We start from the raw sequence: 12,329 nt of genomic DNA, 5'->3' as shown, positions 1-12,329 counted from the left end.
CGGTCAGGAATTACTCCTGACCCTTCTGGCGGTTGTCAAAGCGCGGTGGCTCATAGCGGTCGATCAATCCGAAGGTCGCTTTGTTGAGGAACGAGCCTTCCTGATCAATACCCACTTCGCTCAGGAAGTTGCCGTCTTTGTCCAGGTTTGGATGATCGGGGTAGTTTCTGCGCAGCACGGCGAGTGTCTGCTCTGCAAGGTCGTCCATGCCCAACAACAGGTAGGCTTGAACCATCACTGCCAGCGCGTCCGGCACGGCCGGCGTCTGCGGCAGGTTCTCAATCACATAGCGGCCACGGTTAGCTGCGGCCAGATAGGCTTTGCGCTTGAAGTAATAGTTCGCCACGTTAATTTCGTAACGGGCCAGTCGGTTGCGCAGATAAATCATCCGCGCCCTAGCATCGTCGGCGTAGGCGCTGTCGGGGAAGCGTTGCAGCAACTGACGGAAGTCTTCAAAGGACTGGGTCGCTGCGCCTGGATCGCGCTGGGTCATATCGGTGGGAATAAACCGCTCGAGTAAGCCTTCGCCCTCGGTGTAGTTAGAAAGGCCGCGCATATAATAGGCGTAGTCGACTTTCTCATGGCCGGGGTGCAGGCGAATAAATCGGTCGGCGGCGGCGACGGCGGCTTCGTTATCACCCGCCCGATAGTGGGCGTAAATGATTTCCAGCTGTGCCTGCTCGGCGTAGGGGCCGAAGGGATAACGACTTTCCAGCATTTGCAGGTTCTGAATGGCAAGTGAAAAATTCTTGCTGTTCAGGTAGCCTTGCGCGGTTTCGTAGATCTCCCGCTCCGACAGCTCAGGCCGGTCCGGTTTACTGGCACAGGCAGCCAGCGTGCTTATTAGTAGGAGTACTAGGAGCTTGGTAAACGCGTTCATGTATCCGTTCCAGATGGCGGAAAAACCCCGCTTTGCGAGGGCCTGCTATTTAACCACAGCGGCAGGGTGGTATAAAGGAGGCCCCGGAGATTCACTATGACAGAAATTATCAATCGCCAGGAAGCCGTACCGGCCGCCTTGAACTATGCGCGTTTCGACCAGGCGGCCAGCAGCATGTTCCCCGAATTTTCCCGTTCGCGTTTGCAGGCCTGGATTAAGAGCGGTGCGCTCAAGGCCAATGGCGAGGTACTGCGTCCCCGCGACAAGGTGCACGAGGGCGACGTACTCAGCCTGAGTGCCGAGCTGCAGCCAGAGGGGCGCTTTGAGCCCGAGCCTATTGCGCTGGATGTGGTCTATGAAGACGAGGATATCCTGGTTATCAATAAGCCCGCTGGTCTGGTCGTGCACCCCGGTGCTGGCAATCCCGGCGGCACGCTGCTTAATGCACTGCTCAATCACAGCCCGGTGATGGACACGCTGCCGCGCGCCGGTATCGTTCACCGTCTTGATCGCGATACCACCGGTCTGATGGTGGTGGCGAAAACCCTGGAAGCCCATAACGATCTGGTCATGCAGTTGCAGGCTCGCGACGTCCACCGGGAATACGATGCGGTGGTGATGGGCAGCATGACCGGTGGCGGTGTCGTCGACGAGCCGATGGGGCGACACCCGCAGCAGCGTACGAAAATGGCGGTGCTGCAAGTGGGGGGCAAAGAGGCGATTACTCACTATCGTCTGCAAAAACGTTACCGAGACCACAGCCATGTGCGCTGCTTTCTGGAAACGGGGCGTACTCACCAGATTCGCGTCCATATGGCGCATATTCGCCATCCCTTGGTCGGCGACAGCACGTATGCCGGGCGACCGCGTCTGCCCAAGGGCGCGAGCGAGGAGTTGGTGGATATGCTGCGAACCTTTCCGCGCCAGGCACTGCATGCCCGCAAACTGGAGCTGCAGCATCCACGCAGCGGCGATACCCTGAGTTGGGAAGTGCCTCTGCCGGACGATATGAAAGCCCTGCTGGCGGTACTTGATGCCGAGGAAAAACGGCGGTGATACTGCCCGACTGGCCTGCGCCCGCGAATGTACTGGCGGTGAGCACCGAGCGGGAAGCGCCGTCGGGCGGTGGTAGCAGCGAAGGGGATTATGCCAGCTTTAATCTTGGCGACCATGTGGGCGATCACCCCGATGCCGTGGCGGCTAATCGCCGTGCTTTGTTGGATGATTTAAAGCCAAGGGGTGTCGAGGCTATCCAGTGGCTTCAGCAAGTGCACGGCACCGCCGTGTTTCGCGCGAATGAGGTATCGCCTAATGGAGCGCCCCCACCGGAAGCCGATGCAGTGATGACTGATCGTCGCGGGCTGGCACTGGCCATTATGACCGCCGATTGCCTGCCGGTATTGTTCTGTGATCGTCGGGGCACACAGGTGGCTGCTGCCCACGCGGGCTGGCGGGGACTGTGTCAGGGCGTGCTGGCAGAGACCATCGCGTCTTTTACTTGCTCCCCGGATACCTTGATGGCCTGGATGGGGCCCGCAATCTCGATCCGGCATTTTGAGGTAGGAGTGGAGGTGCGGGATACCTTTCTCGACGCGTTTTCAGGGCCGTCAGCAGAAGACATTGCCCGCTGTTTTGTCTCTCAGCCTGGGGGCGGCGACAAATTTCACGCGGATCTCTATCAACTGGCCCGTCTTCAGTTGAAAAGCTGTGGTGTTGCCGCCATATACGGGGGACAGCACTGCACGTTTGCCGATGAGAGTCGTTTTTACTCTTACCGGCGCCAGCCGCGCTGTGGCCGTCAGGCAAGCTTGATTGCCCTGGTGTAGCGTCACGGAAGTCGCGCATTTTTTTCAGCACACCTTGAAACTCCGTTACGCAACCCCATCTCTATAAAAGACCTTATTAATAGTGTGGTTAATGCCGCGCTGATGGAGATGCCGCTTATGCGTATTGATCGATTCACCAACTCACTGCAAACCGCGCTGGCCGATGCCCAGTCGCTGGCGCTGGGGCGCGACCATCAATATATCGAACCTGAGCACCTGCTGGCCGCGATGCTGAAGCAGCAGGGCGGTTCCGTGCGTCCGCTGCTCAGCCAGGCCGGCGCGCAAGTCGCCTCTCTGGATACCGCCGTGAATGCGGCCCTGGATAAACTGCCTCGCGTCGAGGGCGCGCCGGGCGATGTACACGTCTCACAAAGCCTGGGGCGGGTTTTTAATATTACCGACAAGCTGGCGCAACAGCGCGGCGACGCCTATATCTCCAGCGAGCTGGCGGTGCTCGCCATGCTGGAGTCGGCCAGTTCGGTCAGCAAGTTGCTCAAGGATGTGGGCGTGGACAAAGCGGCGCTTGAGGCCGTGATTGAAAAGTTACGAGGAGGGCAGGCGGTGAACGACGCCTCTGCAGAAGAAAACCGGCAAGCGCTGGAGAAATACACCATCGACCTGACTGAGCGCGCGGAGTCCGGCAAGCTCGATCCGGTGATTGGTCGCGACGATGAAATCCGCCGCACTATTCAGGTCTTGCAGCGCCGCACCAAGAACAACCCGGTGCTGATCGGTGAGCCCGGCGTGGGTAAAACGGCGATCGTCGAGGGCTTGGCGCAGCGCATTATCAACGGTGAAGTGCCCGAGGGTCTGAAGGACAAGCGAGTGTTGTCGCTGGATCTGGGTGCGTTGCTGGCCGGTGCCAAATTCCGCGGTGATTTTGAAGAGCGCCTCAAATCGGTTCTGAATGAGCTGGCCAAAGAAGAAGGTCGGGTCATCTTATTTATCGATGAGCTGCACACGATGGTCGGCGCGGGCAAGGCCGATGGCGCGATGGACGCGGGTAATATGCTTAAGCCGGCGCTGGCTCGTGGCGAGTTGCACTGCGTGGGCGCGACGACGCTGGATGAGTATCGCCAGTACATTGAAAAGGACGCCGCGTTGGAGCGTCGCTTCCAGAAGGTCCTGGTGGATGAGCCTTCGGAAGAAGACACGATTGCAATTCTTCGCGGCCTGAAAGAGCGCTACGAAGTTCACCACGGTGTTGATATCACCGACTCGGCAATTATCGCCGCGACCAAACTCTCGCAGCGCTATATCACCGACCGGCAGTTGCCCGACAAGGCCATCGACCTGATCGATGAGGCCGCCAGCCGCATTCGCATGGAAATCGACTCCAAGCCGGAGGTGATGGATAAGCTTGAGCGCCGTTTGATCCAGTTGAAAATTCAGCGCGAGGCGGTGAAAAAAGACGAGGATGAGTCTGCCCGCAAGCAGTTGGATAAACTCGATGCAGATATCGACAAGGTGGAGAAAGAGTACGCTGATCTGGAAGAAGTCTGGAAGGCGGAAAAAGCCACCCTAAGCGGCAGCGCCCAGGTAAAGAGTGAGCTGGAGCAAGCGAAGCTGGATCTGGAGGCGGCCCGTCGCAGCAGTGATTTGAGCAAAATGTCTGAGCTGCAATACGGCGTAATTCCAGAGCTGGAGAAACAGCTGGCGTCGGCGGATGCGGCTGAGCACGGCGAGATGCAGCTGCTGCGTAACAAGGTATCGGACGAAGAAGTGGCCGAAGTGGTGTCCCGCTGGACAGGCATTCCTATCAGCAAAATGCTGGAGGGTGAGAAAGACAAACTGCTGCGCATGGAAGACGCGCTGCACAAGCGCGTGGTGGGGCAGGCCGAGGCGGTGGATGCGGTGTCCAATGCAGTGCGTCGCAGCCGGGCGGGCCTGAGCGACCCCAATCGCCCCAATGGGTCTTTCCTGTTCCTGGGGCCGACCGGTGTGGGCAAGACCGAGCTGTGTAAGGCATTGGCCAATTTCCTGTACGACAGTGAAGAGGCCATGGTGCGCATCGACATGTCGGAATTCATGGAGAAGCACTCCGTGGCACGGCTGATCGGTGCCCCTCCGGGCTATGTGGGTTACGAGGAAGGCGGTTATCTCACCGAAGCGGTGCGCCGTCGGCCTTATTCACTGCTGCTCCTTGATGAGGTGGAGAAAGCGCATCCGGATGTGTTCAACATTTTGCTGCAGGTGCTGGATGACGGTCGACTGACCGATGGCCAGGGTCGCACCGTGGACTTCCGCAACACAGTGATTGTGATGACCTCCAACCTCGGTTCGGATGTGATTCAAGAACTGACCCGCAATGGCGCCGAGTATGGCGAGATCCGCAATGCCGTAATGGATGTGGTATCCGGTCACTTCCGCCCCGAGTTTATCAACCGTGTTGATGAGCTGGTGGTGTTCGAGCCACTGGCGAAGGATCAGGTGCGGGCGATTGCCAATATTCAGCTCGAGATCCTCAACAAGCGTCTGGCCGAGCGTGAACTAAGCTTGGTGTTGAGTGACGAAGCGATGGATCGCCTGGCGGAAATCGGCTTCGACCCGGTATTCGGTGCACGGCCGCTGAAACGCGCGATCCAGCAACAGATCGAAAACCCGTTGGCACAGCGTCTGTTGCAGGGAGAATTTGTTCCGGGACAGCAAATCCGGGCAGAAATTGATGGAGATCAACTCAGCTTCAAGGCGGCGACGTTACAGTAGCCCTGCGACAAAGCAACCCGCCCTTTACATGCCCGGCTCTCCCGCCGGGCCTTTTTTTGCCTGAGATTTTTGCTTGATAAGCCGTGATCAGTTGCAGTGGATGCGAATGGCTTCTTCAGCGCGCAGGCGTTGCTGCTCAATTTCCTCGGCTGTCAGGTACCTTGCTTTGCCGTCAGCGTCTGTCGCTCTGATTCGGGCGCCGTGCGTCGAGAGCGATTGCAAGTTGCCCTTGGCCTGCTCGCAAATGCTTGGGTCTTTGGGAGGCAGTACTTCCATTGAGGCGTTGTCGGCGGGTGACGCCTGGGGCGCCTCGCCGTCTGCGGCTGTCGGTTCATCCTCAGAGATACTGCGTCGCCCGGTCTGGGTTTCGACAAACTCATAGCGCTGTCCGACCGGTGGCTGCTGACTGAAGTGCACTTTGCCCTCGCTGTCGGTCCAGCGATAGTAACCGCTCTTGGCAGCGAGCAGGTGATTGCTGCTAAGCATCAGGGTCAGCCCAAGGCCGGAAATCAGCAGAATTTTCTTTATCATCGTCGACAGCTGCCAGAGTGAATCGTGTTCTGATTATGGCAGATTCCCTCTGTGCCACACAAAGGCGGATCACAATTTCGCCGAAGCGCGGAAAAGCCGTAAAAAACTGGCAGTTAGGCGCAGTTTGCCTTGACAAAAAAGGGGGCAGGTTAAAAAATAGCCGGTCTACCCGTAATGGGTTTGATGGCTGTTTTCCGCGCTGCTTACCTGCGGCCAATTTACAGAGTGCAACTAAAGCTGTTGTGCTGCTACACACGTAGTTCCATTCACTCAGCAGACACATGACCTGTGTTGCGAGATTGCCCGCTTCGCTTACCCCGCGAGGCAAATATGGCCGCCATGGCGGCATTTGGCGATTCGCCCAAACACTGCAAGGTGTTTGGCAGGTATGTGTTTCGACATCACATGCGTTCACATTAAGTGCGTTTCCGGTTGGCAGCCGGGGGCGTGGCGACGGAATTTTTTGATTCAGACTGAAGCGAGGGTCTTTCAGTGGAGTTGTTATCTGGCGGCGAAATGATCGCACGCGCCTTGGAAGACGAGGGTGTTGAATTCATCTTCGGCTACCCCGGTGGCGCGGTACTACACATCTACGACGCATTGTTTAAAAGTTGCAAGGTGCCGCATATTTTGGTGCGTCACGAGCAAGCGGCCACCCATGCGGCCGACGGCTATGCGCGCGCAACCGGCAAGCCGGGCGTGGTGCTGGTCACCTCTGGTCCTGGTGCCACCAATGCCATTACCGGTATTGCCACCGCGTACATGGATTCGATCCCGATGGTGGTGCTGTCGGGGCAGGTAATGAGCCACCTGATCGGCGAAGATGCCTTTCAGGAAACGGATATGCTGGGTATTTCACGGCCTATCGTGAAGCACAGCTTCCAGGTTACCAAGACTGAAGAAATTCCCGAGATGATCAAAAAGGCGTTCTACATTGCCTCCAGTGGTCGTCCCGGCCCGGTGGTGGTTGATCTGCCGAAGGATTTGACTAACCCGCACGACAAGTTCGAGTACAACTACCCGAAGAAGGTGAAGCTGCGCTCTTACACGCCGGCCAGTCGTGGTCACAGCGGACAAATCAAGAAGGCCGCCAGCCTGCTGCTGGCCGCCAAGCGCCCAGTGATTTATGCGGGTGGTGGTGTGGTGCAGGGCAATGCCTCTCCACAGCTGCGTGAGTTGGCGAAAGAATTGAACTTCCCGGTCACCAATACGCTGATGGGCCTGGGGGCCTATCCGGGCAGCGATCGCCAGTTCCTGGGTATGCTGGGCATGCACGGTTTCTACGAAGCCAACAATGCGATGCATCACAGCGATGTGATTCTGGCGGTGGGTGCACGTTTCGATGACCGCGTGACCAATACCACCAGCAAGTTCTGCCCCGGTGCCAAGATTATTCATATTGATATCGACCCGGCGGCGATCTCAAAAACCATCAATGCCGATGTGCCGATCGTTGGCCCGGTGGATTCGGTGTTGACCGAGCTGATCGCGCTGGTACGTGAGCTGCGCACCGAGCAGCCAGAGCTGCCAGATCAAAGTGCGCTCAAGCACTGGTGGGAACAGATCGACGAGTGGCGTGACACTCACGGCCTGTGGACCAAGCCGCGTTACGACACCAGTACGCCGTACATCAAGCCGCAGCAGGTTATCGAGACGCTGTGCAAGGTGACCGGCGGCAAAGCCTTCGTCACGTCCGACGTGGGCCAGCACCAGATGTTTGCGGCTCAATACTACAAGTTTGATGAGCCACGTCGCTGGATCAACTCCGGTGGCCTAGGCACCATGGGCTTTGGTCTGCCCGCGGCGATGGGCGTCAAGCTGGCTTTCCCGGATGCCGACGTGGCCTGTGTGACGGGCGAAGGCAGTATCCAGATGAATATTCAGGAGCTGTCTACCTGCGCCCAGTACAACATTCCGGTGAAGATTCTCAATCTTTACAACGGCTATTTGGGCATGGTGAAACAATGGCAGGACATGCAGTACGAAGGCCGCTACTCACAGAGTGTGTACGAGGACTCGCTGCCAGATTTCATTAAACTGGCTGAGGCCTATCACCACTCCGGCGTGAAGGTCACTCAGTTGAGTGACCTGGAAGAGGCAATGAAAGAAGTGTTTGCCCGCAAGAACGAGCTGGTATTCATGGATATTCATGTCGATCCCCACGAGCACGTGTACCCCATGCATGTGGCCCCCAACGGCAGCATGCGCGATATGTGGCTGAGCAAAACGGAGCGGACCTGATGCGGCGGATTATTTCAGTACTCATGGAAAACGAGCCCGGTGCACTGTCGCGGGTAGTGGGCCTGTTCTCACAACGCGGTTACAACATTGAGACGCTCAATGTGGCGCCGACCGAAGACCCGACCATGTCGCGGTTGACCCTGACCACCATCGGCGACGATCACAAGATCGAGCAGATCACCAAGCACCTCAACCGCCTGGTGGACGTGGTCAAACTGGTCGACCTGTCTGAGGGCGCGCATATCGAGCGCGAACTGATGTTGGTAAAAGTGCGGGCGACCGGTGCCCAGCGCGCCGAGATCAAGCGCTGTACCGATATCTTCCGTGGCCAGATCGTGGACGTAGGCCCCAGCGTGTACACCATTCAGGTGACCGGCGCGGCCGACAAGCTCGACTCCTTCCTGGAGGCGGTCGGTGAGGCCGCGATTATGGAAGTGGTACGCAGCGGCGTATCCGGTATCGCCCGGGGCGAGAAAGTCCTCAGTCTGTGACCTCGAGTCGCTGCGAGAGATTGTGAACAAGGCGCCTGCGGGCGCCTTTTTATGTGGCTCGCATCCAGCCCGGTATAGTAGTCAGCATCGTTATTGCGGGAGGCATGGCGTGGGCGCTGCCGATCAAGAATTCACTGAGTATGTGCTCGACCTGATGCAAGTGGTCGGCCCGGTTACTGCGCGGCGCATGTTTGGCGGCTACGGATTGTTTCTCGACGGGCTGATGATTGCGCTGATAATAAAGCGGGTGCTGTATCTGAAAGCCGATGCATTGAGTAAAGACGACTTTGTCAGCGAGGGGCTGGCCGCCTTTGAATATCACAAGCAGGGCAAGCCTTACACCTTATCGTATTACGAGGCCCCGGAAACCGTCTTTGACGATCTCGATGCCATGCACAAATGGGGCAATAATGCCTATGGTGCTGCCTTGAGGGCGGCGGCGAAGAAGGCGCGTAAACGCGGATAAGCGTTTCATAAAAAGCGAATAATGGGAGTGGAATGGCGTACCCGATTGACCGGCGTTGCCGGTACAGAGGATTGTGTTCTTACCCGCCGGCCTGCGACGAAATATGGTCGAGGTACATCAAACCGTGAATCCTGAGTACGAGCGCGATGGTTATTTACGGGTTGCTGGCGCTTTATCGTCGACGGAAATTGCCCAGCTAAACACGCTGTTGAGCGCGTATTACTCCGCATGGATCGAGACCAATGAGGAGGCGTTCCGGCTTGGGGCGATCAACGCGGCTTACCTGACCGCGCCGGATTTACTCAGTCCGTCACAGCGAGAAACTCTGTTTCAATTTTTGGGTTCTCCTACATTGATGGCCCAGGTCAATGCGGTCTTTGACTCAGCGCCATGCTTCATGAATACCCAACTGTTTTTCGATCCTGCGGATCCGGCTCAGGCAAATTACTGGCATCGCGATCCTCAATACCACCTCGATGAATGCCAGCAGCGTGCAGCGTTAACAGGGCCTGAGGTCGTGCATTTTCGCATCGCGACAAAACACGAGTCGGGTATCGAGCTGGTGCCTGGCAGTCACCGTCGCTGGGATACGCCCCAGCAGTGGTCGGTGCGAATGGGGCTGGCGGGGCGGCAACCGGCGGATGATTTGCCGGGAAGCGAGAGGATTGCCCTGGAGCCCGGAGACCTGCTGATTTTCTCCGCCAATATGCTGCATCGAGGGCTTTACGGTGGCCAGCGCCTGGCATTGGATGTGCTGTTTTGTGATCCCGACCCAAGTCTACTAGAATTCCTCAGCCGCCATTGCCTGCCAGGCCCGGAGGCCATTGCCAAAATGGATATGCCATCCGCGTTTCTGAATACACTGGCGTTGATGGCAGATAATCACAATTAGTCGATACAGGGCAGGCGGTAGACATAACAACGAATACAACCGTCATAGAGAACGATTATGAAGCTGGAATCCATCGCCCTGCACCAGGGCTACAAGTCAGAAGAAACTACCAAAGCGGCCGCGGTGCCGATTTACCAGACCACCTCATACACCTTCGATGACACCCAGCACGGTGCCGACCTGTTCGATCTGAAAGTGCCGGGTAATATCTATACCCGCATCATGAACCCGACTACCGCTGTGCTTGAAGAACGTATCGCGGCTATGGAGGGCGGTATTGCTGCGTTGGGCGTCGCGTCGGGTATGGCCGCCATCACCTATGCCTTGCAGGCCATCTGCGCAGTGGGTGACAACATTGTCAGTACCAGCCAGCTTTACGGTGGCACGTACAATCTCTTTGCCCACTCTCTGCCGCGCCAGGGTATTGAAACGCGCATGGTCAGCCACGATGATTTCGACGGCTTTGAAAATGCCATCGATGACAATACCAAGGCGGTATTTTGCGAGTCCATCGGCAACCCCGCTGGCAATGTGGTGGATATTGCCCGCTTGGCAGAGATCGCCCATAAACACGGCGTGCCGCTGATTGTTGATAACACCGTGGCTACACCGTTCCTGTGTCGTCCCTTTGAGTTGGGCGCCGATATTGTGGTGCACTCGCTGACTAAATATATCGGCGGCCACGGCACCTCGATTGGCGGCGCGATTGTCGACTCCGGCAAGTTCGACTGGGTCGCCAACAAGGCTCGGTTCCCGATTCTGAATGAACCTGATCCCTCCTACCACGGCGTGGTGTACACCGAAGCATTGGGTCCTGCGGCCTTTATCGGCCGCTGCAGAGTGGCGCCGCTGCGTAACACCGGTGCCGCGTTGTCGCCGATGAATGCCTTCCTGATTATGCAGGGTCTCGAAACACTGGGACTGCGCATGGAGCGTCATTGCGAAAATGCTGAAAAGCTGGCGGCTTACCTCCAGCAGCACGACAAGGTCGAGTGGGTAAATTACGCGGCACTGCCCGACAGCCCCTACCACGAAACCTGCCAGAAAATTACCGGCGGCAAAGCCTCGGGCATCCTCAGTTTTGGTATTACCGGCGGCAAAGAAGCCGGAGCCCGCTTTATCGATGCGCTGCAGATGATCCTGCGCTTGGTGAATATCGGTGATGCGAAATCACTGGCCTGCCACCCGGCAACCACTACCCACCGCCAGCTGAACGATGCCGAGCTGGCGGCGGCGGGGGTCAGCGCAGACCTCATCCGGATTTCGGTGGGGATCGAACATATCGACGACATTATTGCCGATGTCAGTCAGGCGCTCGATAAGGCCTGATTGTCAGCGACGTCGGTATTCGGCCTGTGCTGATGTGAATCAGCGCAGCGCTGTGTTTTTGTCACGCTATTGGGCGCCTTGCGCCACCTGAGGTGACTTTACGCGGCGGCATTGGCCCGACTTTGAGGGGATCGTAAGTGAAAGCTAAAATCAGCCTGATTACGCTGGGGGTTGATGACCTCGCCCGAGCGCAGCGTTTTTACCGGGATGGCTTGGGACTGCCTGAGCATCAGTTTGACGCGGAAGGCGTGGTGTTCTTTGAGATGGAGGGGGCTTGGCTGTCGCTGTTTCCGCGTGAAGAGCTGGCCGCTGACATTGGTCTGCCATCGGCGAAGCCCGGTGGCTTTAGCGGTATTACGCTGGCGCATAATGTGGCGAGCAAAGCCGAGGTCGATGCGGTGCTGGAGCAGGCCGTAAACGCTGGGGCAACCCTGATCAAGGCGGCACAGGAGGTCTTCTGGGGCGGATACTCCGGGTATTTCCAAGATACCGAAGGTCACTATTGGGAAGTTGCTTACAATCCGTTTCAGGATTTGACCTAGCCGTCAGTCTTAGTGGTCGACCTTGCCGCGCAAGGCCTTGATGTTACCGCGTTTGGTTTTACTGTCCATGCGCTTGGCGCGGGCACTTTTGCTGGGCTTGGTCGGGCGTCGCGCTTTGCGGCTGACCGCTACGCTGCGGATGAGCGCCTGCAGCCGGTTCAACGCATCTTCCCGGTTCTGCTCCTGAGTGCGAAACTGCTGCGCCTTGATCACAATCACCCCCTCCTTGCTGATGCGCTGATCGCGCAGGGCGAGCAGCTGTTCCTTGTAAAAGGCAGGTAGCGATGAGGCCTGAATATCAAAGCGCAGATGGATGGCCGAGGAGACCTTGTTGACGTTCTGGCCGCCCGCGCCCTGGGCGCGAATCGCATTGATCTCGATTTCGTGAAGCGGCAGTTGAACGGCGTTAGAGATTTCCAGCATAG

Annotated in this window: 12 protein-coding genes; 9 read left to right on the top strand and 3 right to left on the bottom strand. The window is 57.6% G+C overall.

The genetic code is table 11. The features are described from left to right. Positions 1-10: 10 nt before the first annotated feature. Complete coding sequence (locus AC5DB9_RS12870) at positions 11-880, bottom strand: outer membrane protein assembly factor BamD (protein WP_272991930.1); 870 nt, start codon at positions 878-880, stop codon at positions 11-13. A 96-nt stretch (positions 881-976) separates the two neighbouring features. On the opposite strand from AC5DB9_RS12870, the gene rluD reads away from it, so the two are divergent. From rluD to clpB, 3 genes are all read left to right on the top strand, one after another. Then, the gene (gene rluD, locus AC5DB9_RS12865; protein WP_022959493.1) at positions 977-1,936 is read left to right on the top strand and encodes a 23S rRNA pseudouridine(1911/1915/1917) synthase RluD; all 960 of its coding nucleotides are present in this window, start codon (positions 977-979) and stop codon (positions 1,934-1,936) included. Beyond that, positions 1,933-2,706: a peptidoglycan editing factor PgeF gene (gene pgeF, locus AC5DB9_RS12860; RefSeq protein WP_272991932.1), complete on the top strand. Its 774-nt coding sequence runs from the start codon at positions 1,933-1,935 to the stop codon at positions 2,704-2,706. Before rluD ends, pgeF begins: the two co-directional genes overlap by 4 nt. A 117-nt stretch (positions 2,707-2,823) precedes the next feature. Continuing rightward, on the top strand, positions 2,824-5,412 hold the full coding sequence (gene clpB / locus AC5DB9_RS12855) for an ATP-dependent chaperone ClpB (protein WP_272991934.1): 2,589 nt from the start codon (positions 2,824-2,826) through the stop codon (positions 5,410-5,412). An 87-nt stretch (positions 5,413-5,499) separates the two neighbouring features. Here the strand turns inward: clpB and AC5DB9_RS12850 are convergent, their stop codons facing one another. Further along, on the bottom strand, positions 5,500-5,943 hold the full coding sequence (locus tag AC5DB9_RS12850; protein WP_272991936.1) for a DUF4124 domain-containing protein: 444 nt from the start codon (positions 5,941-5,943) through the stop codon (positions 5,500-5,502). Positions 5,944-6,435: 492 nt separating this feature from the next. Here AC5DB9_RS12850 and AC5DB9_RS12845 point away from each other — a divergent pair, with 492 nt between their 5' ends. The 6 genes from AC5DB9_RS12845 (at position 6,436) to AC5DB9_RS12820 (ending at position 11,904) form a co-directional block, all read left to right on the top strand. Beyond that, positions 6,436-8,184 (top strand): acetolactate synthase 3 large subunit, encoded by a 1,749-nt coding sequence (locus AC5DB9_RS12845; protein WP_272991938.1) that lies wholly within the window; start codon positions 6,436-6,438, stop codon positions 8,182-8,184. Beyond that, the gene (gene ilvN / locus AC5DB9_RS12840) at positions 8,184-8,675 is read left to right on the top strand and encodes an acetolactate synthase small subunit (RefSeq protein WP_022959484.1); all 492 of its coding nucleotides are present in this window, start codon (positions 8,184-8,186) and stop codon (positions 8,673-8,675) included. The genes AC5DB9_RS12845 and ilvN overlap by 1 nt, the downstream gene beginning before the upstream one ends. Before the next feature lie 109 nt (positions 8,676-8,784). Continuing rightward, positions 8,785-9,141: a TfoX/Sxy family protein gene (locus AC5DB9_RS12835; RefSeq protein ID WP_272991940.1), complete on the top strand. Its 357-nt coding sequence runs from the start codon at positions 8,785-8,787 to the stop codon at positions 9,139-9,141. A gap of 124 nt (positions 9,142-9,265) precedes the next feature. Further along, entirely contained in the window at positions 9,266-10,033 is a 768-nt protein-coding gene (locus AC5DB9_RS12830; protein WP_272991942.1) for a phytanoyl-CoA dioxygenase family protein, read from the top strand. Positions 10,034-10,090: 57 nt separating this feature from the next. Next, the gene (locus AC5DB9_RS12825; protein WP_272991945.1) at positions 10,091-11,362 is read left to right on the top strand and encodes an O-acetylhomoserine aminocarboxypropyltransferase/cysteine synthase family protein; all 1,272 of its coding nucleotides are present in this window, start codon (positions 10,091-10,093) and stop codon (positions 11,360-11,362) included. Between the two features lie 137 nt (positions 11,363-11,499). Next, positions 11,500-11,904 carry a VOC family protein gene (locus AC5DB9_RS12820; RefSeq protein WP_022959480.1) on the top strand — a complete coding sequence of 135 codons (405 nt, stop codon included), beginning with the start codon at positions 11,500-11,502 and terminating at the stop codon, positions 11,902-11,904. A 9-nt stretch (positions 11,905-11,913) separates the two neighbouring features. On the opposite strand, the gene arfB is transcribed toward AC5DB9_RS12820, so the two are convergent. Next, positions 11,914-12,327: an alternative ribosome rescue aminoacyl-tRNA hydrolase ArfB gene (gene arfB / locus AC5DB9_RS12815; protein ID WP_022959479.1), complete on the bottom strand. Its 414-nt coding sequence runs from the start codon at positions 12,325-12,327 to the stop codon at positions 11,914-11,916. Positions 12,328-12,329: the final 2 nt, after the last annotated feature.

Source organism: Spongiibacter sp. (assembly GCF_984394615.1).
The sequence above is the reverse complement of the archived record's forward strand: the minus strand, read 5'-3'. Positions and strand labels throughout refer to the sequence as shown.